This window comes from Granulicatella sp. WM01 (assembly GCF_004570605.1).
Classification (GTDB): domain Bacteria; phylum Bacillota; class Bacilli; order Lactobacillales; family Aerococcaceae; genus WM01.
Genome location: NZ_SPPB01000023.1, coordinates 1 through 26,582, shown reverse-complemented (window position 1 = coordinate 26,582; position 26,582 = coordinate 1). Strand labels below are relative to the sequence as shown.

The 26,582-nt window shown below is 33.5% G+C and carries 23 protein-coding genes; 6 read left to right on the top strand and 17 right to left on the bottom strand.

The window, feature by feature from the left end; genetic code table 11:
• Nucleotides 1-463 precede the first annotated feature (463 nt).
• From E4T68_RS09735 to E4T68_RS04515, 4 genes are all read left to right on the top strand, one after another.
• Nucleotides 464-634, top strand: a complete 171-nt coding sequence (locus E4T68_RS09735) for a hypothetical protein (protein ID WP_228099241.1) — start codon at nt 464-466, stop codon at nt 632-634.
• Nucleotides 562-777 (top strand): lactococcin 972 family bacteriocin, encoded by a 216-nt coding sequence (locus E4T68_RS04525; protein WP_245175682.1) that lies wholly within the window; start codon nt 562-564, stop codon nt 775-777. The genes E4T68_RS09735 and E4T68_RS04525 overlap by 73 nt, the downstream gene beginning before the upstream one ends.
• Before the next feature lie 74 nt (nt 778-851).
• On the top strand, nt 852-2,852 hold the full coding sequence (locus tag E4T68_RS04520; RefSeq protein WP_135124550.1) for a DUF1430 domain-containing protein: 2,001 nt from the start codon (nt 852-854) through the stop codon (nt 2,850-2,852).
• Between the two features lie 2 nt (nt 2,853-2,854).
• On the top strand, nt 2,855-3,496 hold the full coding sequence (locus E4T68_RS04515) for a putative bacteriocin export ABC transporter (RefSeq protein WP_135124548.1): 642 nt from the start codon (nt 2,855-2,857) through the stop codon (nt 3,494-3,496).
• Between the two features lie 218 nt (nt 3,497-3,714).
• Here the strand turns inward: E4T68_RS04515 and E4T68_RS04510 are convergent, their stop codons facing one another.
• The 7 genes from E4T68_RS04510 to secG all read right to left on the bottom strand — a co-directional run bounded on the left by E4T68_RS04510 (nt 3,715) and on the right by secG (nt 14,217).
• Entirely contained in the window at nt 3,715-4,251 is a 537-nt protein-coding gene (locus tag E4T68_RS04510; protein ID WP_135124546.1) for a chromate transporter, read from the bottom strand.
• On the bottom strand, nt 4,235-4,792 hold the full coding sequence (locus E4T68_RS04505; RefSeq protein WP_135124544.1) for a chromate transporter: 558 nt from the start codon (nt 4,790-4,792) through the stop codon (nt 4,235-4,237). The genes E4T68_RS04510 and E4T68_RS04505 overlap by 17 nt, the downstream gene beginning before the upstream one ends.
• A gap of 223 nt (nt 4,793-5,015) precedes the next feature.
• Nucleotides 5,016-9,353 (bottom strand): PolC-type DNA polymerase III, encoded by a 4,338-nt coding sequence (locus tag E4T68_RS04500; RefSeq protein WP_135124542.1) that lies wholly within the window; start codon nt 9,351-9,353, stop codon nt 5,016-5,018.
• Nucleotides 9,354-9,743: 390 nt separating this feature from the next.
• Nucleotides 9,744-12,089, bottom strand: coding sequence for an ATP-dependent Clp protease ATP-binding subunit (locus tag E4T68_RS04495; protein ID WP_135124540.1), 2,346 nt, complete (start codon nt 12,087-12,089; stop codon nt 9,744-9,746).
• A gap of 14 nt (nt 12,090-12,103) precedes the next feature.
• Nucleotides 12,104-12,556, bottom strand: a complete 453-nt coding sequence (locus tag E4T68_RS04490) for a CtsR family transcriptional regulator (RefSeq protein ID WP_135124538.1) — start codon at nt 12,554-12,556, stop codon at nt 12,104-12,106.
• Nucleotides 12,557-12,882: 326 nt separating this feature from the next.
• Entirely contained in the window at nt 12,883-13,740 is an 858-nt protein-coding gene (gene fba / locus E4T68_RS04485; RefSeq protein ID WP_135124536.1) for a class II fructose-1,6-bisphosphate aldolase, read from the bottom strand.
• Nucleotides 13,741-13,977: 237 nt separating this feature from the next.
• Nucleotides 13,978-14,217 (bottom strand): preprotein translocase subunit SecG, encoded by a 240-nt coding sequence (gene secG, locus E4T68_RS04480; protein WP_135124534.1) that lies wholly within the window; start codon nt 14,215-14,217, stop codon nt 13,978-13,980.
• Between the two features lie 125 nt (nt 14,218-14,342).
• Between secG and E4T68_RS04475 the strand changes: the two genes are divergently transcribed.
• Nucleotides 14,343-15,626 (top strand): hydroxymethylglutaryl-CoA reductase, degradative, encoded by a 1,284-nt coding sequence (locus E4T68_RS04475; RefSeq protein WP_135124532.1) that lies wholly within the window; start codon nt 14,343-14,345, stop codon nt 15,624-15,626.
• Nucleotides 15,627-15,664: 38 nt separating this feature from the next.
• Nucleotides 15,665-16,324 (top strand): A24 family peptidase, encoded by a 660-nt coding sequence (locus E4T68_RS04470; RefSeq protein ID WP_135124530.1) that lies wholly within the window; start codon nt 15,665-15,667, stop codon nt 16,322-16,324.
• 990 nt (nt 16,325-17,314) lie between these two features.
• Here E4T68_RS04470 and tuf read toward each other — a convergent pair.
• The 10 genes from tuf to rpsF all read right to left on the bottom strand — a co-directional run bounded on the left by tuf (nt 17,315) and on the right by rpsF (nt 26,322).
• Entirely contained in the window at nt 17,315-18,502 is a 1,188-nt protein-coding gene (gene tuf, locus E4T68_RS04465) for an elongation factor Tu (protein ID WP_135124528.1), read from the bottom strand.
• Nucleotides 18,503-18,676: 174 nt separating this feature from the next.
• Nucleotides 18,677-20,767 (bottom strand): elongation factor G, encoded by a 2,091-nt coding sequence (gene fusA, locus E4T68_RS04460; RefSeq protein ID WP_135124526.1) that lies wholly within the window; start codon nt 20,765-20,767, stop codon nt 18,677-18,679.
• Between the two features lie 124 nt (nt 20,768-20,891).
• Nucleotides 20,892-21,362: a 30S ribosomal protein S7 gene (gene rpsG / locus E4T68_RS04455; RefSeq protein WP_135124524.1), complete on the bottom strand. Its 471-nt coding sequence runs from the start codon at nt 21,360-21,362 to the stop codon at nt 20,892-20,894.
• A 49-nt stretch (nt 21,363-21,411) separates the two neighbouring features.
• Nucleotides 21,412-21,831 carry a 30S ribosomal protein S12 gene (gene rpsL / locus E4T68_RS04450; RefSeq protein WP_135124522.1) on the bottom strand — a complete coding sequence of 140 codons (420 nt, stop codon included), beginning with the start codon at nt 21,829-21,831 and terminating at the stop codon, nt 21,412-21,414.
• Nucleotides 21,832-22,163: 332 nt separating this feature from the next.
• Nucleotides 22,164-23,528 carry a replicative DNA helicase gene (gene dnaB / locus E4T68_RS04445; RefSeq protein WP_135124520.1) on the bottom strand — a complete coding sequence of 455 codons (1,365 nt, stop codon included), beginning with the start codon at nt 23,526-23,528 and terminating at the stop codon, nt 22,164-22,166.
• The gene (gene rplI, locus E4T68_RS04440; RefSeq protein ID WP_135124518.1) at nt 23,528-23,986 is read right to left on the bottom strand and encodes a 50S ribosomal protein L9; all 459 of its coding nucleotides are present in this window, start codon (nt 23,984-23,986) and stop codon (nt 23,528-23,530) included. The genes dnaB and rplI overlap by 1 nt, the downstream gene beginning before the upstream one ends.
• 172 nt (nt 23,987-24,158) lie before the next feature.
• The gene (locus tag E4T68_RS04435; protein ID WP_135124516.1) at nt 24,159-25,091 is read right to left on the bottom strand and encodes a dihydroorotate oxidase; all 933 of its coding nucleotides are present in this window, start codon (nt 25,089-25,091) and stop codon (nt 24,159-24,161) included.
• 171 nt (nt 25,092-25,262) lie between these two features.
• Nucleotides 25,263-25,511, bottom strand: coding sequence for a 30S ribosomal protein S18 (gene rpsR / locus E4T68_RS04430; protein WP_135124514.1), 249 nt, complete (start codon nt 25,509-25,511; stop codon nt 25,263-25,265).
• A gap of 28 nt (nt 25,512-25,539) precedes the next feature.
• Nucleotides 25,540-25,998 (bottom strand): single-stranded DNA-binding protein, encoded by a 459-nt coding sequence (gene ssb / locus E4T68_RS04425; RefSeq protein WP_135124512.1) that lies wholly within the window; start codon nt 25,996-25,998, stop codon nt 25,540-25,542.
• Between the two features lie 24 nt (nt 25,999-26,022).
• Nucleotides 26,023-26,322: a 30S ribosomal protein S6 gene (gene rpsF, locus E4T68_RS04420; RefSeq protein WP_135124510.1), complete on the bottom strand. Its 300-nt coding sequence runs from the start codon at nt 26,320-26,322 to the stop codon at nt 26,023-26,025.
• Nucleotides 26,323-26,582 lie beyond the last annotated feature (260 nt).

The following is a 26,582-nucleotide window of genomic DNA, read 5'->3' as shown; positions in this document are numbered from 1 at the left end:
TGAAATAGTATAGCCCTCGTTTAATAATATTTCAATTTGACTTCTTTCTTTATCACTTAAGTGTTTATAGTGTCGTTTTGTGGTATAATGTACTTCAGACATGAAAATCTTCCTATCTATTTGGTTTAGCAACTTTAGTATAGCTGATTTTCATGTTTTTTTGTTTATTTTTATTTGTTGCACTTCATTTTACAACACGGGTTTTTTCTCACTTTATTTAAAATCTTAAAACCTGCTCGCAAACATCAGTACCTGACTCATTTTTTCTGCTTAATACTATATTCTCTTAAAAATCTTTTCTTTTTATGTTTATTTAATATTTTTTATCCAAATCAAATAATATAGCAGACCATCGAAAAATCTATCTTTCTCAACAATGTAACCGTTGACAAACTCTTTTAAACAGTTTATAATCTACACATAAAACGTTTTTATACATTAATTATTTTTTTAGGGTATTATTATGCGTATCAAAAAGAAATTAGCAATGGGGATTTTATCTTTAAGTGTGTTAGGTGCTATCTCTACAACTGCTTTGGCAAAATTGATTATAAGGGTGGTATCTGGAGTTATGGTGGACATCACGATTCAGATAACTGGGGAGCTTTTTCAAACTATTATCACAGAACTGTAACTCATTGGTCAGAAGTCGTTCGACATAGAGATTCTAAAGCAAAAAACGTAACAGCTCTACTCGGAAATACTTCTAAAGCATTCATTAACACTTTTTGGGGAGAACATGTTTCTTTTGGTGCAGGACATGGTTACGGAAAATAATATGTGTTAAAAAATGTAGAAGTAACTAAACGATGATTTAGCTACTTCTTATATTTCATATCAGGAGGCACTCTATGAAGCGACTATTTATTTTTTTATCAACAGCTATTATTACACTATTTTTTGTATGGGTAGTACACACAAGAGAGCATCAAATCCGTTATGCTTTTTATCCCTCTGTCCATGTGGAAAGTACATCAGGACATTCTACAAATGAGCACACCAAAGTCAAAATGGCTTTAGACACTCTAGCAAAAGAAACAAATAGTGTCATCGCTAGACGAATTCCACTTTTAAACGAACAAAGCAATACCATTTTTGTTTATGCTGTTTATGGTGGCAATTTACCAGAAGGGTTTACACAAGCAAGCGATCAAGAAGCACAAGAAAGCGATTTAGCCAATGCCTACTTGATTGTAAAAGGCAACTTATCTGTGTCAACGTTACAAGAAACACTAGAAAATCTTGATTTTTCTACTCGCTTATTCCCTCAAGAACCTGATTGGTCTTATGTGATGTCTATTGCTTTAAGCAATACTTTCGCTCTTGTTGTATTTGTATTGATGATAACATTTGTTTCTTTAACAATCATTTATCGGATTAAAGAATTGCGTCAAGTCGGCATTAGACTCATCGCTGGCGAAAAACTCAGTACCCTCGTTTTAAAAGCCATTCTATCCGACGGATTAAATATATTAGTCTGTGCAGTTTTATCATTTAGTGTAGGTTGCTTATTTTTCTTATGTAATGGACTGTTTTATATGCCATTCCTTACATTATTGCTAAATGCCGTGTTTATGTATGCTGGCATACTCTTTAGTATTTCTATCTTATTTAGTTTTGTGTATCTCTTTGGGTTAAAGAAAAATGGATTAATGGCGATTATTAAAGGTAAATTACCTTTAAAGCGTTTACTTATGATTCTCCTTTTTGGTCAATTCGTGGCTATTGTTGTCGTCGGCTTTGGAATATATCGTTCTCATCTTTATTCTCAACTATTAGAACAGCAACTATCCTCTAAGAAAGCATGGGATAAGCAAGACAACTGGTTTAATTTATCATTTTATTTATCTAAACTTAATAATAAAGAAGCAAAAGACCAGCAAGATGCAAATTGGATTAATTTCCTAGATGAAGCCGTGACACATCATCATGCACTACTTGTTAAGCATAATCTTCGTGAGATAACTATAAAAAGTACTGAAACTGCTCATTTAACCCTTGATGACTATGATCCACTTGCCAATACGCTTTATGTTACACCAAACTATTTTGATGTTATTTCTATGCCAATAGATGCTTCTATCAAAGAAAAAATAACCCATTTGCAACCAGGTCAATTTGCTCTACTCTTGCCTGAATCACTTAAACAGGATACGGCACACTACCAAAAAGTCTATACTGACTTTATGAATAAGAAAAATATTGATGGTCCACCTGCCAATTTTAATGCTATTGTAGATTATTTGCCCAATAATCAGCAATACTTTATATTCAATCAATCCTCCGTATCCCCTAAACAATTTTTAAAAGATTCTATCATTGTTGTCCTAACACCAAACTCAACAAAGCATTTATCCGGATACACATTATTCTGGGAAAATATATTAGACACTTCTTTGTTTTTATACGGATATGATAATACTGTCAATTTGTTGAAAAAATACGATTCTTACCATTTAGTAACCCGTCTTGAAAATGCTAAGTTAAATTACTACACACAAGTAGAAAACATTAAGTTAGATAACACAATAGCACTAATGAGTAGTATTTTAGGCGTGATAACCTCCCTTATTTTATTCAATGCGATGAATTTACTGTACTTTGAACAATTTAGACGGGATATTTTCATTAAACGGATTGCAGGAATGCACTTTATTGAACTACATCAACTTTATTTGACAATACAATTCAGTGTACTATTGTTTGGATTTACCGCTGTTTTATTCCTAACACGCCATCTCAGCATTGGTTCCATAACATTGACACTATTTGTTCTAAACGCTTTAATTACCCTATACTATCAGATGAAAAAAGAAGAAAAAACAGCCGTTACTGTTTTAAAAGGAGAATAATGATGCTAACCATTAAGAATTTAACCAAAACATTTGATAAACGCACCCTATTCCAAAATACTCAGGTTACCTTTGAAAAAGGTAAAGTGTATGCTTTAATCGGGAGCAGCGGCAGTGGAAAGACAACACTTTTAAATATTTTAGCCAAATTAGAACCCTGTGCTAAACAAAGCGTATTCTATCATAATCAGCCTTTAGAAACTATTAAAACCTATACTTATTTCCGTCATCACATTGGTTATCTTTTCCAAAATTTTGGGCTATTAGACAATCAAAGCATTGCTGATAACTTAGATTTAGGATTAATCGGGCAAAAAATGTCTAAACAAGAAAAAAACAAACGTCAAAAAGCAGCTTTAGCAACAGTTGGTTTAGATTATTTGGACTTAAATCAAAAAATATTTGCTCTTTCTGGAGGAGAAGCACAACGGGTTGCTTTGGCTAAAATTATTTTGAAAGATCCACCAATTATTTTAGCAGATGAACCAACTGCTGCTCTAGATCCGAAAACATCACAAGACATTATGCAGCTACTGCTTTCTTTAAAGAATGACCAACGAACCATTATTATAGCAACGCATAATCCAATTATTTGGAACTTAGCTGATGAAGTGATTTCCATTAGCGATATAGCAAACGTTTAATCTAAGCCTACCTTAATTCTATCTATTTTTTAATATGCCTAAATAAAATTTAAATAGTGCTAGACAAAACATAACCGGCTTTAAATCAAAGTGTATAAGCACTTGATTTAAAGTCGGTATTTTTTTACATGTTCAAAACGTGATTTCAAATTTTATCTAAACATCTATCATTCAGTCGCTTTTTCAGTATTTCTACTATTTATTTTCATTCATTTTATCTAAAAAAGAGATATCACAACATTTATTATTCCCGTTGCGATAATCATAACCATAGCATTTACTTTTTTCCAGCGTAACACCAGAACACAAATACAAAGTAATATAATGTGTATAATAGCACGTTGCCCATTAGCCAAGTTCAACACTAAGCCATACACAACCGAAGCAATTAACGCAACGACAACCGGACGAATTGAGGACATGACCAATTGCATACCACTCAAACGTTTGTATTTAAAATAGAGCATGGATAAACAAAGGACAATGAGTAGTGAGGGAATAACGTTTCCAATTGTTGCCACAATTGCCCCAAGTGGTCCAGCCACTTTCATGCCCACAAAACTAGCTGAATTAATCGCCAAAGGCCCCGGTGTCATTTGGGAAAGTGTCAACAAATCGACATAACTTGTCATATCCAACCAGCCTTTTTCTTCAACAACAATACTTTGAATATAGGCAAGAGATGCATAACCCCCTCCAATACTTAATGCTCCAATTTTCATAAATGTTAAAAATAAGTCAATGAGTATGTTCATGCTTTATCCTCTTTTCAATGAGATGACCAACTATGCCAAAACTTGTCATCATCAAAATGATAATAAGTAAATTGACATGGAATACAGTAGCTAAAACAAGGGATACACTAAAAATTCCCCAAGATGTGACACTCTGTTGCCGTTTTATGCCCAACATTAAGGACATCACAACATCAATCATCACTGCACACACCCCTATTTGCATGCCAGAGAGGAGATGCATAATAAATTGATTTGTTTTTAAAGCATCATACACAACAAACATACCCATTAAAATAAGCATTGGTGGTAAAAAGGTAGCCACTAGTGCTACTAATGCTCCTGAAACACCTAGCACACGATACCCTATAGCAATTGAGGTGTTGATTGCAATCGCACCTGGTGAAGTTTGTGCAATTGCAACAAGGTCAATCATTTCCTCTTCATCAATCCATGACAAGTCATTGACAAAACTTTTTTTCATTAATGGGACAATGACATAACCACCACCAAATGTTAAGGCACTAATCATAAAGGTTGTCTTAAATAATTTCCAAAACATACAGTCTCCTTATCTTATATTTTACATACAGAACCATTACAAACAGCAAGAAAATCTATTCATTTCTTGCTGTTTATATCATATAAACTCTTTGTTTCCCTATGAGTATATAAACACACACTATTATTAAGCATGCCATCCATTAGAGAGTAGGACACCCTCATTCGTGTGTTCTTATCATACGCACATCACTAACTGTTGTTGCTAGCTATAGCACTCACTATTAAAAATCAAATAAAGATAATTGATTGGATTCAGGTAAATCTGACAATACTCCATTTTCAACAAAATAGTCCATCAATGTCTTGGACAATTTCCCACGCTTAGCTAAATCTTCTTGAGAAAGGAACTCACCTTCTTCTCTTGCTTGAACAATTTGTTGTGCCACACTACCACCTAAACTTGGTACAGCTCTAAACGGAGCAAGTAAGCTATTGCCCTCAATAATAAATTTTGAGGCATCCGATTTTTTTATATCGACCATTTTAAACGTAAAGCCACGTTCTAACATTTCATTGGCAATTTCTAAAACAGTCAATAAACTTTTTTCTTTTACAGTCGCATCTAAGCCTTTATCGTTGATTTCTTTCATGCGTGTTTTAACCATTTCTTTTCCTTGAACCATACTAACCAAATCAAAATCATTAGCACGAACTGAAAAATAAGCACAATAATATAATAATGGTTCATGCACTTTGTAGTAAGCCACACGTAATGCCATCAACACATACGCAGCAGCGTGCGCTTTAGGGAACATGTATTTAATTTTTAAACAAGAGTCAATATACCATTCCGGAACATTATTCTCACGCATAATCTCTTGCCACTCTTCTGGAATACCTTTTCCTTTACGCACACTTTCCATAATTTTGAAAGCTATTCCGTCCTCCAAACCTGCATGAATTAAATACACCATAATATCGTCCCGACAGCCAATTACTTTAGACAGTGGTGCAATACCTTTTCTAATCAACTCTTCAGCATTTCCTAGATAAACATCTGTTCCATGAGAAAGTCCGGAAATTTGTAACAATTCTGCAAATGTACTCGGCTTAGTCGCTTCTAACATACCTCGAACAAATTTTGTTCCAAATTCAGGAATACCTAATGTTCCCATTTTACTATCAATTTGTTCAGGTGTAACGCCTAAGACTTCTGTTCCTTGAAAAATTTTCATCACATCTGGATCTGTTGGTGGAATAGTACGTGGATCCCTACCAGATAAGTCTTGCAGCATTCTAATCATGGTCGGATCATCGTGTCCAAGAATATCTAATTTTAAGACATTGTCATGAATAGAATGAAAATCAAAATGCGTAGTACGCCATTCAGCATCTTGAGCATCTGCTGGATATTGAATTGGCGTAAAATCATACACGTCCATATAATCTGGAATAACAATAATTCCTCCTGGGTGCTGTCCTGTCGTTCTTTTTACACCAGTTGCTCCCAACGTTAAACGATCCACTTCTGCAGACTTGTACTGCAAGTTTTTATCACGTTCATAAGCTCTAACATACCCATAAGCCGTTTTCTCAGCTACTGTACCAATTGTTCCTGCACGATACACATAATCTTCTCCAAATAACTCTTTTGTATATGCGTGAGCTTTTGCTTGGTAATCTCCTGAAAAGTTCAAATCAATATCGGGTACTTTATCTCCGTAAAAGCCTAAAAATGTTTCAAACGGAATATCCTGCCCATCTTTATCTAAGATATGTTGACAATTTGGACATTCTTTTTCAGGTAAATCATAACCTGACCCATACTCTCCCTCTTCAAAAAATTCTGAGTATTGACAATTTGGGCAACGGTAGTGTGGTGCTAGTGGGTTAACTTCAGTAATTCCTGTCATAGTCGCTACAAAACTAGATCCAACCGATCCTCGAGAACCAACTAAGTACCCATCGGCAACACTTTTATGCACCAATTTTTGCGAAATCAAATAAATAACAGAAAATCCATTCCCAATAATACTTTTCAGCTCTTTTTCCAAACGCTTTTCAACAATATCTGGAAGAGGATTTCCATACAAACGTTTAGCCTCATTGTAACTTAAATTTGTAATGTCTTCTTCTGCCCCTTCAATTTTTGGGGTATACAAATCTTTTTTGACTGGCGAAATTTTCTCAATACTATCTGCAATCTTCTGTGGATTTCTCCACACAATATCATCAATATCTTCTTTTTCCAAGAAATCAAAGCATCTAATCATCTCATCGGTTGTTCTAAAATGGACTTTGGGAAAATGCATTTCACGATTAACATTTGCTTTCATCGTTGAAATTAAAATTTCTCGGTAAATATAATCTTCTTTGTTCAAATAATGCACATTTCCAGTTGCAACAACCAATTTATTCAATGTTTTTCCGATTTTAATAATATTTTTAATGATTTCTTCTAACTCTTTTTCAGAATGCACCAACTCTTGATTGATTAACGGAGCATACACTTCTTTAGGCATCACTTCCAAATAATCATAAAATTCTGCCTTTTTCAAGGCTTCATCATACCCTTTTTGCATCATTGCCTCAAATACTTCTCCCTCACTACAAGCAGAGCCTAAAAGGAGATGCTCTCGGTGTGCCACTAAAACGGAACGTGGAACACGTGGAACACGATAAAAATATTCCACATTACTTTTAGACACAATTTTAAATAAATCTTTTAATCCTTTCTCATTCTTTGCCAAAATAGTCACGTGAAATGGACGAGATCGCTTGTACGCATCATTAGCTCCAATATCTTTATTCAATTCATCATGGTATAAAATATTGTAATTTTCTTGTGCCTCTTTTAAGAAAATATAACACAGATGTCCTGTCGTTTCAGAATCATATACTGCACGGTGATGTTGTTCCAAAGATACACCATATTTTTTTGCTAATACATTTAAACGATGGGATTTCAATTCAGGGTGTAATGCACGAGATAACTCTAACGTATCAATTACTGGATTATTTGCTTCAGGCATATTCAACTTACGATAAGATGTATTTAAGAATCCCATATCAAAAGTGGCGTTATGTGCCACTAAAATGGCTCCCTCACAAAATTTTTGAAAATCTTCTAACACATCTTTTTCTAAACGCCCTTGTGTTCTTACCATCTCATCAGTAATGCCTGTTAATGAAATCGTCGTAGACGATAGTGGATGCCCAGGATTAATAAATGCTTCAAATGTATCAATCACATTCCCTTTGTACATTTTGACCGCTGCTAATTCAATAATGGTGTCATAAACAGCTGACAAACCTGTTGTTTCCACGTCAAACACAACATAGGTAGCATCGGATAACAACACATGTTGCAAGTTATAGGCTACAGGTACGCCGTCATCAACCACATACGCTTCAACACCGTACAAAATTTTAACATCATGTTTTACACCAGCCCAATGTGCATCTGGAAATCCTTGAACTCCTCCGTGATCGGTAATCGCAATCGCTTTATGTCCCCATTTAGCCGCTTGAGCAACATAATCAGCAATATTATTTGTGGCGTCCATTTGACTCATTGTTGTATGCACATGCAATTCAACACGTTTATGCTCGCTTACTGCCGTATCTATCCGTGGACGGACATCAACCAAATTAATATCTCTTGGCACCATGACAATATCTCTTAAAAATTGGTCTTCTTGCAAATCGCCACGCACTTTAATCCAATTTCCCTTTTTCAAATACGCATCATAAATCTTGGCATCTTTCTCATTTCTAGCAAACAACTTAATCGCAAACGATCCGCTATAATCCGTAAACTTTATTGTATAGACGTTTCGACCATTTTTTGTTACTTTTGATTCAGAGGCAAAAATATACCCACGAATTAATACTGAGCGTTGTTCATCGACCAAATCTCCCATTTGCACGACTGGTTCATCTGGATTAATCTGACGGCCTAAAATCACATTCCCCTCTAATGTTACCTCTTCTTTAAGTTCTACTTGCTCCTTGACTGCTTGTTGCTCCATTTGAATTTGTGCTTGATGTGCTAATTGGTTTAATTCTTCTTGTTGTCTTTTAATAAATGCCTCTTGTTTTTGTTGTGCCATTTCCTTATCTAAAACAAGTTCAATAGTAAACTGAGGAAAACCTAGCCCCATAAACACTTGCTTTATTCCTGTTAAGCATTTTTCCTTAACATAATCATGCGTATACTCACTATCCACACTCAAACGTAATCGCTGATTATCCACTAATTGAACATCTTGGTTGACTAGAACATGTTTCAACCCTTGATTATCTCCAACAACACATTCAATGACATAAGACCAATACTCTCTTATCATCTCTATAGATAAGGGAGCTGACTTTGCTTGAATGACAGTAACAGTCTGTGCAATTGTCACAAAAGTTTCTTGAATTGCCGTTTTAATCAATTCAAAATGCGTATACGGCATTAACAAATCTTGTGTCAAATAAAATTGCCATCTATTTTCTTTTGTGCTGACCACAACCTTTTCTAAACGAACTTGTCCATCATAGTCCTTACACACATGATGATTTTTCAATCCTATTTGCTCTAGCAAAATAGAAAATAACTGTACTTTATCTGCCAAACAACTCAACTCCTCACATTCTTATATTGCTATTATAGCACGTCTTGTGCATTTTTGCTGAACATTTCCTACCAAAACAAACTTGCTCATTGTAAATGTCTAAACAAAATTTACACCTTCTCTATTCTATTTGATACCTATACAATCAATCACGATAACACATCAATCCTATTCCTTATTATCTCTAACTACTGAATCACTCATATTATCTATAAATTATACTGCATTAAACACTTACACTCCTTTACTCTTCCCTATTGAAAAACTGTATGAAATGACTAGACATCTCATACAGTTTTATCTATTTTCTAGCTTTTCAGCTTAATATCCATTTTTACAAAATCTTTTGTTTAACCAAACTTTTATCTTTTCAATCTTATAACACATGATCTACTTAGATACAATATGATACACAATATTCCCTTTTTTAACACCTAATTTTAAATGTGTTCCATTAGAAATATCTCCAGACAGAATAGCTTGACTAAGCATATCTTCTACTTCTTTTTGAATAAACCGTTTGATTGGTCTAGCACCATATTCAACATCAAAGCCCTCTTTTGCAATTTTTTCAATGACACTTGGCAACACATTAACCGTAACTTGCATGTACGCTAAACGACTTAACGTTGCACGAAGCATTAACTTGACAATTTCCTTAACTTCCTGCTGATTTAACGCTTTAAACACAATAATATCATCAATCCTATTTAAAAACTCTGGTCTAAACGCTTTTTTCAATTCCTCGCGAACAACCTTTTCCACAGCAGCATGATGTGTTGATTTCTCACTCGCACCAAATCCAACCGTCTTATCATCTCTAAGTGTTGTTGCACCCAAATTAGACGTCATCACAATAATGGTATTTCTAAAATCAACCTTTCTCCCTTTTGTATCTGTCACATAACCGTCATCTAAAATTTGAAGTAGGACGTTGAACACATCAGGGTGAGCTTTTTCAATTTCATCAAATAATACAACAGAATAAGGATTTTTCCGTATTTTTTCAGTTAACTGCCCTCCCTCTTCAAAACCAACATACCCAGGAGGAGCACCAATTAAACGACTTGTGCTATGCTTATCCATAAATTCCGACATATCTACACGGATTAACTTATCTTCTGATCCAAACATCACTTCTGAAAGAGCTTTAACTAACTCAGTCTTTCCAACTCCAGTTTGCCCTAAGAATAAAAATGAACCAATCGGTTTCTTAGGATTTCCTATGCCACTTTTAGAACGACGAATAGCTTTTGCTACCGAAGAAACCGCCTCATCTTGACCAATCAAACGTTTATGGATCTCTTTTTCAAGGCTCAACAAACGTTCACTCTCTTTTTTCTCTAACTCATGTAGAGGAATATTTGTCCAACTTGACACTACTCTTGCAACATCTGTTTTACGTAACACTTGCCCATATTCTGAGTGATATTGTAATTGTTTTTTCGCCTTTTTCCATTGTTTTGCTGCATCTTCATAGTGATGCTCTTGCAATAAACGTGTTACATCCTCTTTTCTTATGATAGATTTAGCTTGTAATGGTTCAGTAATCTTAACGTATGAGGCTGCCTCATCTAACAAATCAATCGCCTTATCCGGCAATTTTCTATCTGAAATATATCGACTAGATAAATAAACTGCCTCACCAATCACTTCTTTTGGAATACTGATGCGATGATACTGCTCAAAATCAGAAATAATATGCTCTATCATAAGAATTGCACTCTCTTGACTAGGCTCATCAATTTGAATAGGAGAAAAACGACGTTCTAATGCAGCATCTTTTTCAATATATTTTTGATACTCATTAAACGTTGTTGCACCAATAACTTGAATATCTCCCCTAGCCAAAGCAGGTTTCAATATATTTGCCGCATCGACAGACCCTTCTGCTCCACCAGCTCCAACCAACATGTGAATCTCATCAATAAACAGAATAGCATCTTTTTCTTGTTGAAGTTCCTCTACTAAACGCTTCATACGTTCTTCAAATTCACCACGATATTTTGTTCCTGCAACTAAGGTGCCTACATCTAAATTCAGTACCTTTTTATCTTTAAGTTGCTCTGGAACCTCTCCTCTTACAATCAATTGTGCCAAACTGTGTGCTACTGCCGTTTTTCCAACGCCAGGTTCACCTACTAAAACGGGATTATTTTTAGTCTTACGGCTTAGCACTTGTATCATACGCTCCGTTTCACGTTCTCTCCCAATAATATGTGGAATATCTCCTTGTTTGCTCAAGGCTGTTAAATCACGTGTTAACGTGTCTAATATAGGTGTTTTACTACTTGATTCAGCTTGCTTATCTTGTGTAGCTATCCCCATTTCTTGTGAAAGTTCCTTAACCAACACTTGTAAATCAATTTTAAATTCTCTCATCAACCGACTAGCTTTAGACTCTTTTTGTAATAAAGCTAATAGTACATGTCCCGTCCCAATTTCTTGAGATTGTGTATACTCTAAGAGTTTTTGTGCATTTTCTAAAACTTGCTCAACTTTTTTTCCCCACTCTACAGATACTTTTTTCACTTTGTGACGGTTAGCTTCAATAAAAGCATTCACTTTCTCCATATCAATATAGCGTCTTAATAATTGTCCAGCAATTCCATTTTCCTCTAATAACATTCCTAATAACACATGTTCGCTTTGAACAATATGTTGTCCCAATTCAAGAGCATATAATTCTGATAATTCGAATACTCTTTTCGTACTATCTGTAACTTTATACTGCATGCATTTACTCCTTATTAATTATCAAATTTTAACTGTTCTAATTCCATACGTAACAATTCGGCTCTCACATGATTTTCCAGTGGATAATTCACTAACGTTTGTAACAAATAAAATTCACGTCTTGAAATCATGTCATTTTCAATCAAAATATTAATAATATCCATTCCACTTTCAGCACTGATCTGCTTATCAATAGTACGCATAATATGATTTAATGATTGCACATAATTGACAAATCTTGCTTTTTCAATACGAATATATCCTGATCCACCACGTTTACTTTCAACAAAAAAGCCGTTAATACGTCTAAAACGTGTCTTAATCACATAGTTAATTTGAGATGGCACACAGTCAAACTGGTTTGCCAAATCACAGCGTTTTACAACAATATAATTTTCTTGTGACTCTGCCAGACTTTTCTTTAAATAACGTTCAATTTCTATACTCACATTCTTTTTATATTCCATATTGCCTCCAAATTGACCAAATTTGACTAAAGTTATTTTAAGCCAAATGAGCAAAAAAAGCAAAATAAAACAACCGCTCTATAATATCCTCTCTACAATGATTAAAAAAACTCTATTTTTCCCTCAATTTCTTATAAAAAATATATCATTTTTTAGTACTGCTCTCTTTACTTTCCAACCAAAGCATGCCCTACTTCAATATCTTATCTAACAGTAGCATACTTGTTCAGCATCTCCGTTATTTTTTATAAACTATACTGTACTTTCTCCTCGTAAATAAAAAATGCTTAGACTTGCTAAGCAAGTCTAAGCATTTTTTATCATCGTTACGCTTTATTTGTTGAACCGAAAATATCCATTGTTTCCTTAGTTACTTTAACGATTGCATCAAAACCTGGTTTAATGACTTTACGTGGGTCATATACGTTAGCATCTGAATTTAATTTTTCACGAACAGCTTTTGTCCATTGTTGTTGCAATTCAGTATTCACGTTAATTTTAGCATGCCCTCTTTCGATAGCCTTTTTAATTTGATACTCTGGAATTCCTGATCCACCATGTAATACTAATGGTGCACCTGTTGCTTCTGAAATAGCCAACATTTCATCAAAACCTAAAACTGGTTCTCCCGCATAAGTACCATGAACAGAACCTAAAGCTGCTGCTAAAGCATCAATCTTAGCTTCTTCAACCATACGTTTACATTCTTCTAAATCAGCATATTGAATACCACCAGTTACACCGTCTTCAGTCCCACCAACAGTTCCAACTTCTGCTTCTACTGAAACACCTTTAGCATGTGCATAGTCCACAACTTCTTTAGTCAATGCAATGTTTTCATCAATTGGATAATGTGAATGGTCAAACATTACTGATGAGAACCCTGCGTCAATATATGATTTACATACTTCAACACTTGAACCATGATCTAAGTGTAAAGCAACAGGTACAGTGATATTCATTGTTTCTAACAATGCTTCAACCATTGCTGCTACAACTTTAGCACCACCCATATATTTTCCAGCACCTTCTGAAACACCTAAAATAATTGGCGAATTCGCCTCTTGAGCAGCTGTCAACACTGCTTGTGTCCATTCTAAGTTATTGATGTTAAACTGCCCTACCGCATATTTTTCAGCTTTAGCTTTGTTTAACATGTCTGTCATGCTTACTAAACGAGTCATGAAATACCTCCTAAATTTTACAGTAATTATGATTACTATGTTTTAATACTATTATTTTAGCAAATTTTCAACGTTTTTTCTACTATCTTACATACTCATCTAAACAAAATCATGTTATCTTTTCATTTTACAATCTTTTCCTAATTTTTCATGGTCATTACTATCGTTTTTCTAAGCTCAAACTCGCATTATTTGCCACAAAAAAACACGTGATGAAACATCACGTGCATACCTATTTTATAATCCTTTATATGTCAAGTACATCAAAATAATCGCTGCTACAAAAAATAAAACAAGTAAAACCATTGTTACACGTTGCATAAACGCCTCAAAACCACGTGATTTACGGCGTACAAATAATTCTTCTGCACCACCAGACAATGAACTTGCTGCATTTGTTTTAGTCGGTTGCATCACAACAGCAATAATAATTAACACACATAAAACAGACAAAATTGCCAATACTAAACTATACATATTTTCCTCCTATATTTACATTTCCATAATATCCTCACTATTCTAACATAATATAAACTCACTGTCTATTTAATTTATAGAAAAATTACCTACAGATATGTTATACTTTCAATGAGGTGAAAAACATGTCACATTTTAAAGGATTTTATAAAAAAACATATTTAGAACGATTACACATTTTACAAGAATTGCCAAATCTTTCAGAAAAAACACAACACACTTTACAAGAAAAATGTTCTTTATCATATGAAACAGCTAATACAATCATTGAAAATTTTTTTCATGTATACGGCATTCCTATGGGAATAGTGCCCAATATTTTAATTGATGGCAACATATTCCATGCTCCACTGGCAACAGAGGAACCTTCAGTTATTGCCGCAGCAAATTTTGGTGCACAACTCATTACACGCTCTGGTGGATTTACAACAATATCACATCAGCGTATAATGATAGGCCAAATTGCTCTTTACCATGTAAACAATATTGACAATACTATTCATAAGCTCATGCTTCATAAAGATGACCTTATTAAAGATGCCAATCTTGCATATCCCTCCATTGTTAAACGTGGTGGTGGGGCAAAAGATTTGCGTGTAGAATGTAAATATAGCCTAGATAACACTGCCTTTCTCATCGTTTACCTTTTAGTAGACACTCAAGAAGCTATGGGAGCAAATATTTTAAATACTATGCTAGAAGCTATTACACCTAAAATAGAGAAACTTTCCCATGCTCCAGCATTAATGTCTATTTTATCAAACTATGCTACAGAATCATTAATTAGTGTATCTTGCCAAATTCCATGTGCTCTTTTAGCTAAAGGAGAGCATACTTCAGGAAATACTGTGCGTGATCATATTATATTAGCCTACCAATTAGCCACTGCCGATGTTTATCGAGCAACCACGCATAATAAGGGAATTATGAACGGTATTTCAGCAGTTGTTTTAGCAACTGGAAACGACACACGCGCGATTGAAGCTGGAGCACATGCGTATGCCAGTCATACAGGAACCTATTTCCCTTTAACCACATGGAGTAAAACAGAAAATGGTGACTTAAAAGGTAGTATCACTTTGCCTTTACCTATAGGTTTTGTAGGAGGAAGTATTTCTATCCATCCAAGTGCTCAGATGGCTCAAAATCTATCACAAACAACATCAGCTAAAGAACTTTCCAGTTTAATTGCTAGTATCGGACTAGCACAAAACTTTTCAGCACTCCGTGCTCTAGTGACCGATGGCATTCAAAAAGGACACATGGCACTACAACTAAAATCTTTAGCTTTAACAGTTGGTGCTGAATTACATGAAATTGAACCATTAATTCAACAGTTAAAACAAGAAAAAAACATTAATCAAGAAATTGCTAAAAACTATTTAGAAAAACTCCGACAAAATATTTAATCTTTTTCGTATATTATAAATAAAAACGGAGAATACTTATGACTTTTATTATCGGAACTATTTTAGCCTCTTTTACACAACTTATTGCACATCGTTATCCAAATACCCCTTTTTCAACAAAACGTTCATACTGTAACCACTGTAAAACACCATTACAGTGGTTTTCTTTACTCCCTATCCTATCATTTCTTTGTACTAAAGGAAAATGCTCCAAATGTAAGCACTCTATTCCTGCATACTATCCATTATTTGAATGTGCCGGTGGACTACTAAGCCATTATTTACCTCTCAATCATATAAATTGGCTCATTGTTGGTTTAGCACTATTTTTTATGGCACAAATAGACTGCGAGCATTATATTGTGCCAAACTCTTGGCAACTATGCTATGCATTTGTTGCCGTTCTGTATCAAACACCCTCATATATACAACTACTTATCATAATTTTAATTTGGACTATTTATATTGTGCTAGATTCTATTTATCCTTACCACATAGGTGGTGCTGATGTCAAAATCATTCTCATTACCTATCTATTATTAGGCACAATCCACACACTATTTATTGTTTTATTTTCTTGTTTATGTGCCATTTTATTCATTCTACTAAAGAATATGCAAAAAAAAGAAATTCCTTTTATTCCTTTTCTATTTTTAGGGTGGTTTATCCACTATTTTATAAACTTTTCCACAATATAAATACACTTATCCACCTATTTTTGTGGATAACTTTGTTACACATTGATATTTTAATGTTTTTTTGACTGTTTCACAGTATATTTATCCACAAATTAACAAGAGTTATCCACTTTATTGTAGAAAACTGTATATGTATTTTATTTAGTTATAATTTACTATATTTATAAATAATAATCACATTTATATAAACATATATATCATGTTACATTAAACTATTTATCACTTAATTTAAGACTAAATATTATTTAACAAAATCATATAATAATCAGACTAAACTAATAAAAAATATATTTTATTCGTTTTTTATTAGTTTATATATGAAAATTGGCATTAAAAATACAATAAAAATATTGCATAATTATATATTCAAATACGATTTATTCTAATAAAAGCACACCTATCTTCAAAAATTTTATTGCCAAATATGGAAAACTTACTCTTTCAATTATATAAAAATCTGTTTTTTACAATTTATTATGTTTTCTTTTTATGACAAGAGTAAATTGCGCATCACTTAAAAAATATAATTTTTATACTGTAATTTACTCTAAAAAAACTATTTGTATATTTTTACTTAAATGCATTAAAAGACTTATTTGATTAAAAATTTTAGTTCACAAGATGACTTTACTCTTTTATATAAAAATAAATCATGTTGGTAAACTTTTCCGTTCATTAGTACGGCTATTTTATATCAAGTGCTGTTGGTAAATGCACTTCTTCTAATAATATAAAAAGCAAGGAACTGGGAAAAAATAAAATTTTATCCTTTCGATTAAAATTTAAAAACTGCTTAGAATCAACGTTTCTGATGACATCATTATAAGCGATTTTTTATTGTTAAGGCTTTTTCCCAGTCCCTTTACTGTATACCTCAGCGAGAAACTGTACTTTTATCTGTATAACCTCTCATCAATCCTATTTAACATAGACAAAAAAGACTTAGCCTGTAAAACAGAACTAAGTCTTTATTATTCGTTACGGCAATAATTATGCTTCGATAGAAGCTACAACACCGGCACCAACTGTACGTCCACCTTCACGAATTGAGAATTTAGTTCCTTCTTCAATAGCGATTGGGTGAATTAATTCTACAGTTACAGTTACGTTGTCACCAGGCATAACCATTTCTGTACCTGCTGGTAATTCAACAACACCTGTAACGTCAGTTGTACGGAAGTAGAATTGTGGACGGTAGTTTGAGAAGAATGGAGTATGACGTCCACCTTCTTCTTTAGTTAAAACGTAAACCTCAGCAGTGAATTTTGTATGAGGTGTAATTGAACCTGGTTTAGCTAAAACTTGTCCACGTTCAATATTATCACGTGTAACACCACGTAATAAAGTACCAATGTTATCTCCTGCTTCAGCGTAATCTAATAATTTACGGAACATCTCAACACCTGTAACAGTTGTTTTTGATGTTTCTTCAGCAATACCTACGATTTCAACTTCGTCACCAACGCGAACTTGTCCACGTTCAACACGACCTGTAGCAACAGTACCACGACCTGTAATTGAGAATACGTCCTCAACTGGCATCATGAATGGTTTGTCTGTATCACGTTCTGGAGTTGGAATGTATGAATCAACTGCGTCCATTAAGTCATAGATTTTTTGCTCATATTCAGCATCGCCTTCTAAAGCACGTAAAGCTGAACCAGCAATAATAGGTGTATCATCACCTGGGAAATCGTATTCTGATAATAAATCACGAACTTCCATTTCTACTAATTCGATTAATTCTGGGTCATCAACCATATCCATTTTGTTTAAGAAAACAACGATGTATGGCACACCAACTTGACGTGATAATAAGATATGCTCACGAGTTTGTGGCATTGGACCATCAGCAGCAGAAACTACTAAGATACCACCGTCCATTTGAGCAGCACCAGTGATCATGTTTTTAACGTAGTCAGCATGTCCTGGGCAGTCAACGTGTGCATAGTGACGGCTATCTGTTTCATATTCAACGTGAGAAGTATTGATTGTGATACCACGTTCACGTTCTTCAGGAGCTTTATCAATTGAAGCATAGTCTGAAGCTTGTGCATAACCTTTCTTAGCTAATACAGTTGTAATTGCAGCTGTTAAAGTTGTTTTACCATGGTCAACGTGTCCGATTGTACCAATGTTTACGTGTGTTTTAGAACGGTCAAATTTCTCTTTTGCCATTTTAAATCCATCCTCCTAATAATTTACATTTTGTATTGTATATTAGAGATTTACTCTATATATCCTTTAAAATTATAACATGTTCTATAATAAAATCAACTAATAAAGCGTTAAGTTCATTGCTTTTCACTATAAACTTAATATTTTATTGTCACTAACTCATATTATAAAAAATTAATCTTCTTTATTTCCACCATTTTTCTTGATAATTTCTTCCATAATTGATTTTGGAACATCTTCATAATGGTCGAATGTCATTGAGAACGTTCCACGTCCTTGTGTAGCAGAACGTAAAGTTGTTGCATATCCAAACATTTCTGATAATGGAATCATACCTTTAACAACTTGTGCATTCCCACGAATTTCAGAACCTTCAACACGACCACGACGTGAGTTAACATGTCCCATAACATCTCCAAAGTATTCTTCTGGAACTGTAATTTCAACAGCCATCATAGGCTCTAAAATAGTTGGTTGTGCTTTTTTAGCAGCAGCACGTAACGCTAATGAAGCAGCCACTTTAAAGGCAGTTTCACTTGAGTCAACATCATGGTAAGAACCATCATATAATTTTGCTTTAATATCCACTAATGGATAACCTGCTAAGACACCATTTTCCATTGCATCTTTCAAACCTGCTTCTACAGCTGGTACGTATTCACGAGGAACTACCCCACCAACGATAGCATTTTCAAATTCAAAACCTGCACCCTCTTCATTAGGTGTAAATTCAATCCACACATGTCCGTATTGACCTTTACCACCTGATTGACGTACAAATTTACCTTCAGCTTGAGTTGATGCGCGGAATGTTTCACGATATGATACTTGTGGAGCACCTACAGTTGCTTCAACTTTAAACTCACGACGCATACGATCAACGATAATATCTAAGTGCAACTCACCCATTCCGGCAATAATTGTTTCCCCTGTTTCAGGGTTAGTTGATGCACGGAATGTTGGATCTTCTTCAGATAATTTTTGTAATGCAATACCCATTTTATCTTGGTCTGCTTTTGATTTTGGCTCAATAGCAACTTCAATAACTGGATCTGGGAATTCCATTGACTCTAAAATAACTTCATGTTTTTCATCACATAAAGTATCTCCCGTTGTTGTATCTTTCAATCCAACAGCAGCAGCAATATCACCTGAGAACACTTCTGGAATTTCTTGACGTGAGTTAGCATGCATTTGTAAAATACGTCCTACACGTTCACGTTTTCCTTTAGTTGCATTTTGTACATAAGAACCTGATTGTAATGTACCAGAGTACACACGGAAGAATGTTAAACGACCTACGAATGGGTCAGTCATTACTTTAAACGCTAAAGCAGAGAATGGCTCTTCATCACTTGCATGACGTTCAGTTTCTTCGTCTGTATCAGGATTAATCCCTTTAATAGCTGGAACATCTACTGGTGAAGGTAAATAATCAACAACTGCATCTAACATCATTTGTACACCTTTGTTTTTAAACGCAGATCCACAAAGAACTGGATAAAATTCTACATTTACAGTAGCTTTACGAATACCCGCTTTTAATTCTTCAACAGAAATTTCTTCACCTTCTAAATATTTAAGCATTAATTCTTCATCAGTTTCAGCAACAGCTTCAACTAATTTAGTATGCCATTCTTCAGCTAATTCTTTCATATCTTCAGGAATTTCAACTTCTTGAATATCTGTTCCTAAATCATTTGTATACATTTCAGCTTTCATTGTTACTAAATCCACGATACCTGTAAATGTATCCTCTGCACCAATTGGTAATTGAATTGGATGTGCATTAGCTTGTAAACGATTATGTAAAGTTTGTACAGAATATAGGAAATCTGCACCTGTTTTATCCATTTTATTAACAAAAACAATACGAGGTACACCGTATGTTGTTGCTTGACGCCATACAGTTTCTGTTTGTGGTTCAACCCCTGATTGTGCATCAAGTAAGGCAACAGCACCGTCTAAAACACGCAATGAACGCTCTACTTCAACAGTAAAGTCCACGTGTCCTGGTGTATCGATAATGTTAATACGTGTATTATTCCATTGTGCAGTTGTTGCAGCAGATGTAATTGTAATACCACGCTCTTGTTCTTGTTCCATCCAGTCCATTTGTGAAGCTCCCTCATGAGTTTCACCAATTTTATGGATACGACCTGTGTAATAAAGAACACGCTCAGTTGTTGTTGTTTTACCAGCATCAATGTGAGCCATAATTCCAATATTACGAGTATTTTCTAAAGAAAATTCTCTTTTTGCCATTATGTTTCAACGCCTCTCCAAATTTTTATTCATTTTTATATTAGCGAAATACCGAAGTATTTCAACTTCGGTAATTTACATGTTTAATTGTAATAAATTAAAAGTATCTACTATACAATTAATCTTACCAACGATAATGAGCAAATGCTTTATTTGCTTCTGCCATTTTATGTGTATCTTCACGTTTTTTAACAGACGCACCTGAATTGTTTGCAGCATCCATAATTTCACGAGCTAAACGTAATTCCATAGTATTTTCACCACGTAGACGTGAGTAATTTACTAACCAACGTAACCCTAAAGTTGTACGACGATCTGCACGTACTTCTACTGGAACTTGATAGTTTGATCCCCCCACACGACGAGCTTTAACTTCAAGTACAGGCATAATATTTTCCATAGCTTGTTCAAAAACTTCCATTGGATCATTACCTGTTTGTTCTTTAACGATATCAAATGCTTTATATAAAATAGTAGCTGCTTTACCACGTTTTCCATCAACCATTAAACGGTTAATTAAACGTGTAACTAATTTAGAATTGTATAACGGATCTGGTAATACGTCACGTTTTGCAACCGGACCTTTACGAGGCATTCTAAATCCTCCTTTCAATAAACTATTTTTTCTATATATAATATATTAATTATTTCTTAGCTTTAGGACGTTTTGTACCATATTTTGAACGACCTTGCATACGATTATTCACACCAGCAGTATCTAAAGCACCACGAATGATATGATAACGTACCCCTGGTAAGTCTTTAACACGTCCACCACGAATTAAAACAACACTATGTTCTTGTAAGTTATGTCCAATCCCTGGAATATATGCTGTTACCTCGATTAAGTTTGATAAACGTACACGGGCATATTTACGTAACGCAGAGTTAGGTTTTTTAGGTGTCATAGTTCCCACACGAGTACATACCCCACGTTTTTGTGGTGAATTTGTATTTGTTTGAGATTTTTTGAAACTGTTATACCCTTTATTCAACGCTGGAGAATTTGATTTTTCAACAGCTGATTTACGAGGTTTGCGAACTAATTGGTTAATTGTAGGCATTCCGATATTCCTCCTTCCCTAATGGGTTCTCACTAGTTTTTCTAGTCCACATAGCCAGGTGTTCCACTTTTTACACAAAAAAATAAAACAACTGTCAATATGTCTTGCTTTCATATCAGTCAGCACGACTGATGATTCAGGTTTCTGTTATAAAAGCACCTTACATAAAATACCATTTTTCAAAAGAAACGTCAACTATTTTGATAACATTTTTATATTTTTTCAAAAAACAATACTTACTTATAAAAAAGAGCATCTATCCATATAGCTAGATACTCTTTAAATAGTTTTTCAAAAGAATATGTATACACATAATGTTTCACGTGAAACATTTAATGTTCAGGAATGTATGTAACGGATGAAAATTTGTTAAATTCTTTTTTAAATAATAATTTAACTGTTCCTCTAGCACCACTTCTATTTTTTTCAACAATGACTTCTACAATGTTATTTTCGACTTGTGGTTCGTCTTCTGAACCTTCACGTTGATAATAATCCTCCCTATATAAAAATGCCACAATGTCAGCATCTTGCTCAATAGATCCAGATTCACGAATATCACTTAACATTGGTCTTTTATCTTGTCTTTGCTCAACCCCACGTGATAACTGTGACAAGGCGATAATAGGGACTTTTAATTCTTTAGCCAATTTTTTTAATTGTCGTGAAATTTCAGAAACTTCTTGTTGCCTATTCTCACGTCCAGAACTTTCTATCAATTGAAGATAATCAATAACAATTAGGTCAATACGTTTTTTATCTTGTGCAAGTTTACGGCACTTAGCTCTAATTTCATTAATTTTAATTCCAGCCGTATCATCTATATAAATATCTGAACGTCCTAAACTTCCCATTGCAATGAATAAATTATTCCATTCATCACTTGTTAAATTTCCTGTTCTCATATTTCCAGCATCAATACTTCCTTCGGCACACAACATCCTATTTACTAAAGATTCAACACCCATTTCTAAACTAAAAATCGCCACAACACCATTTGCTTTAGTCGCTACATTTTGAGCAACATTCAATACAAATGCTGTTTTTCCAACAGCAGGTCGAGCCGCAATGATAATTAATTCTTCTGGATGTAATCCTGTTGTCATTCTATCCAAATCAATATAGCCTGTTGGTATCCCCGTCACAAATCCCTTTTGTTTGGCTAAAACTTCCAGCTGTTCTACCGTATTTCCTAATACATCAGAAATTCTAATAAATCCTGAACGATTTTGATTATCAGATATACTCAATATGGCTTGTTCTGCTTTATCTAAAATAGTTTCAAGATTTTCCTTTTGCTCATATCCTGATTGCACAATTTTTGTCGCTGTTTGAATTAATTTTCTTAAAATGGATTTTTCTAATACAATGTTTGCATAATATACTGCATTAGCAGCAGTAGGTACAAAATCAATTAAAGCAAGTAAATAATCTACTCCACCAATATTCTCTAAATTTTGTTGCCTACTCAATTCATTTCGTACCGTAATAAAGTCAATATTTTCATCTTGATCAGCTATTTTTTTTAAGACATTAAATATAATCTTATGTTTATTACTATAAAAATCATGTTCATTTAAAATGCCTAAAATTTCAGGGAAAATAGTTTCATCAAAAAAAATAGATCCTAATACGGCTTGTTCTGCTTCTATATCTCTAGGTAACTGTCTTTCTTGATCTATACTATCTAATGCCATTATCTTTCCTCTTTTTTCACTAAAACAGTCACGTTAGCTGACACATCATGATGTAATTTTACTGGAATCCTAACATATCCTAACGCTTTAATAGGTGCATTCATTTCAATTTTACGTTTATCTATATCTATATTAAATTCTTTTGATAATACTTCTGCAATTTGTTTATTAGTAATTGAACCAAATACACGGTTATCGTCCCCTGCTTTAGCATAAACTTCCACAACTGTATCTTCTTGTTCAATTTTTTCTTTTAATTGTTTAGCATATTCTAGTTGTTCTTTTGCTAATTTTTCTTTAGCTTTGTTTTGCCCACTCAATTCACTTAAATTTCCGGTAGTTGCTTCTTTTGCTAATCCATTTTTTATTAAAAAATTTTGTGCATAACCATCAGCAACATTTTTAACTTCGCCTTTTTTACCTTTACCTTTTACATCAGCTAGAAAAATAACTTTCATGATAACACCTCTTTTTCCTTTTTTTATATTATAGCATGTTTTAAACTAAAAATTAAACGATGTTTCACGTGAAACATCGTTTAATTTTTTAGATAGATTTTTTCATTATTATGAATTTTAAAAACTAATAATCATAATTTTTATTCATCTCATTATCTAACAGACAAAATTTTTAAAGATAATTTAGTTTTCCTCTAAATTCTTCTAATGTTTTATATCCTTTTTCTTCCATAATAGCTTTTAACTCACGTGTTAATCGTTCAAAAATTTCTGGACCTTCTTTTTGTAGTGCTGTCCCAACTTGAACCATACTTGCTCCACATAGAATGTGTTCAAATACATCTCTACCTGTTTTTACCCCACCTGTTCCAATAATAGCAATAGATTTATTTAAACGTTTATAAAATGCATGTACATTTGCAAGTGCAGTAGGTTTAATATAATCTCCACCTAACCCACCAAATCCCTCTTTTGGTTTGATAACAACAGACTCATCTTCAATAATCAATCCATTTCCTATACTATTAATACAATTAACAAATGCTAAAGGATAACGGTTGAAAATTTCTGCTGCTTGATCAAAATGTACAATATCAAAATAAGGAGGTAATTTTATGCCTAAAGGTTTCTTATAGTAAGAAAATACCTGTTTTAATATATTATCTGTTGTTTCAAAATCATAAGCAATTTGTGGTTTTCCAGGAACATTTGGACAAGATAAATTTAACTCAACAAATCCATTAAATTCACTTTCTTGTACTTGTTTTAAAGATTTATGAATATCTTCTTGATTTAATCCTGTTAAAGATAAAAAATATGTACGTTCTTTATATATTTCTTGCAGTTCAATTAAATACTCTAAATAATAGTGTAAACTTAAATTAGGTAATCCCATAGAATTTATACTTCCTAGTGACGTATTAATATATCGTGGTTCAGGATTACCTAATCTCGCTTCTAAAGTAGCTGTTTTTGTCACAAAAGAGCCTGCTGATGAATTTATAACTTGTTCTAATTCTTCTTTTGAATAGCAATAGACACCTGCTGCATTCATTAAGCAATTTTCAAATGAAACATGTTGGATAGTTGTTTGTGTTGTTGGCATATAATTATCTCCTATTTTATATTATTTTAAATAGTATATCATGTTATGATTTAAAAATATAATATTTTTTTAGCCATAAAATGACTATACTAGAATGCTCATATTACAAAATCTATATAAAGATTTCACACCACAAAAAACCATTTGCAAAAGCAAATGGTTTTTTATCTATTATTCTACTGTTGTAAATGGTAATAATCCCATAACACGTGCACGTTTAATTGCTACAGTTAAAGCACGTTGATGTTTTGCACAAGTTCCAGTTACACGACGAGGTAAAATTTTACCTTTTTCTGAAATGAAACGTTTCAATAATTCAACATCTTTATAATCTGGGTGATCAATATGATTTGCACAGAAATAGCAAACTTTTTTACGTCTACGCATTCCGCCACGGTTTCCACGTTGTTGCACAGCCATTTTCTTCCTCCTTTTTAATCTCTACTCATTAAAATGGTAAATCGTCATCTGAAATATCAAATGTTTCAAAATCAGATGGACTTTGAGTTGATTGAGTTGGAGAAGAAAATTGAGTGTTTTGTGTAGGAACACCAAAATTTTGATAATTCTCATTTCTTTGATCAGTTGATGACTTAGATTCTAAAAAGTCAAAATTTTCAACAACAACATCTGTTGTATACACTTTTTGTCCTTGTTGATTATCGTAACTTCCTGTTTGAATACGTCCTTGTATACCAATTTGAGACCCTTTTCGTGTGTAATTTGCTAAATTTTCAGCTGCCTTGTTCCATACAATACAACTAATAAAATCAGCTTCTCTTACACCATTTTGATTTGTTACCCGTCTATTCACAGCAAGAGTAAATCTACCATAAGCAGTTCCATTTGGTGTATAACGTAATTCAACATCTCGAGTAAGTCTGCCTACTAAAGAAACAACATTCATTTACTAACTCCTCCTCTTACTATTTTAAACTTCTTCTTTAATGATAATATGACGTAAAATGTCATTATTAATTTTAGCTAAACGATCAAATTCGTTAATTGCAATAGCATCTGATGCTGATACTTTAACGATATGATAAATGCCTTCACGGAAATCTTTGATTTCATACGCTAAGCGACGTTTTGCCCACAATTTTGATTCATTAACAGTAGCACCGTTGTCAGTTAAAATTGCATCAAAACGTTTAATTAATTCTTCTTTTGCAGCTTCTTCGATATTTGGACGAATAATGTACAAAATTTCATAATTTGCTGTTTGGCTCATATTATTTACCTCCTTATGGACTTTGGCTCTATAAAGAGCAAGGAGAGTTATCTATAAAAAGACACTCACACCACTAAAATATACAATACAATCATCTATTTGTCAAATACGTTCATGTGCATTTTTAGCTAACTATCAATCGAATGTGATAATGTCTTAAAGTAATCGAATGACAAAATGTCCCAAAATGATAAACTAGAGATATGAAAAGGATAGAATTAACAGTGAATGAAATAAAAAAATATAACGTCATCAAAGCC

Excerpts from the sequence above, each read along its gene's own strand:
- E4T68_RS09735 (WP_228099241.1), top strand. The coding sequence starts at position 464 with ATGCGTATCAAAAAGAAATTAGCAATGGGGATTTTATCTTTAAGTGTG.
- E4T68_RS04520 (WP_135124550.1), top strand. The coding sequence starts at position 852 with ATGAAGCGACTATTTATTTTTTTATCAACAGCTATTATTACACTATTT.
- E4T68_RS04515 (WP_135124548.1), top strand. The coding sequence starts at position 2,855 with ATGCTAACCATTAAGAATTTAACCAAAACATTTGATAAACGCACCCTA.
- E4T68_RS04510 (WP_135124546.1), bottom strand. The coding sequence starts at position 4,251 with ATGAACATACTCATTGACTTATTTTTAACATTTATGAAAATTGGAGCA.
- E4T68_RS04505 (WP_135124544.1), bottom strand. The coding sequence starts at position 4,792 with ATGTTTTGGAAATTATTTAAGACAACCTTTATGATTAGTGCCTTAACA.
- E4T68_RS04495 (WP_135124540.1), bottom strand. The coding sequence starts at position 12,089 with ATGCAGTATAAAGTTACAGATAGTACGAAAAGAGTATTCGAATTATCA.
- E4T68_RS04490 (WP_135124538.1), bottom strand. The coding sequence starts at position 12,556 with ATGGAATATAAAAAGAATGTGAGTATAGAAATTGAACGTTATTTAAAG.
- fba (WP_135124536.1), bottom strand. The coding sequence starts at position 13,740 with ATGACTCGTTTAGTAAGCATGACAGACATGTTAAACAAAGCTAAAGCT.
- secG (WP_135124534.1), bottom strand. The coding sequence starts at position 14,217 with ATGTATAGTTTAGTATTGGCAATTTTGTCTGTTTTATGTGTGTTAATT.
- E4T68_RS04475 (WP_135124532.1), top strand. The coding sequence starts at position 14,343 with ATGTCACATTTTAAAGGATTTTATAAAAAAACATATTTAGAACGATTA.
- E4T68_RS04470 (WP_135124530.1), top strand. The coding sequence starts at position 15,665 with ATGACTTTTATTATCGGAACTATTTTAGCCTCTTTTACACAACTTATT.
- tuf (WP_135124528.1), bottom strand. The coding sequence starts at position 18,502 with ATGGCAAAAGAGAAATTTGACCGTTCTAAAACACACGTAAACATTGGT.
- fusA (WP_135124526.1), bottom strand. The coding sequence starts at position 20,767 with ATGGCAAAAAGAGAATTTTCTTTAGAAAATACTCGTAATATTGGAATT.
- rpsG (WP_135124524.1), bottom strand. The coding sequence starts at position 21,362 with ATGCCTCGTAAAGGTCCGGTTGCAAAACGTGACGTATTACCAGATCCG.
- rpsL (WP_135124522.1), bottom strand. The coding sequence starts at position 21,831 with ATGCCTACAATTAACCAATTAGTTCGCAAACCTCGTAAATCAGCTGTT.
- dnaB (WP_135124520.1), bottom strand. The coding sequence starts at position 23,528 with ATGGCATTAGATAGTATAGATCAAGAAAGACAGTTACCTAGAGATATA.
- rplI (WP_135124518.1), bottom strand. The coding sequence starts at position 23,986 with ATGAAAGTTATTTTTCTAGCTGATGTAAAAGGTAAAGGTAAAAAAGGC.
- E4T68_RS04435 (WP_135124516.1), bottom strand. The coding sequence starts at position 25,091 with ATGCCAACAACACAAACAACTATCCAACATGTTTCATTTGAAAATTGC.
- rpsR (WP_135124514.1), bottom strand. The coding sequence starts at position 25,511 with ATGGCTGTGCAACAACGTGGAAACCGTGGCGGAATGCGTAGACGTAAA.
- ssb (WP_135124512.1), bottom strand. The coding sequence starts at position 25,998 with ATGAATGTTGTTTCTTTAGTAGGCAGACTTACTCGAGATGTTGAATTA.
- rpsF (WP_135124510.1), bottom strand. The coding sequence starts at position 26,322 with ATGAGCCAAACAGCAAATTATGAAATTTTGTACATTATTCGTCCAAAT.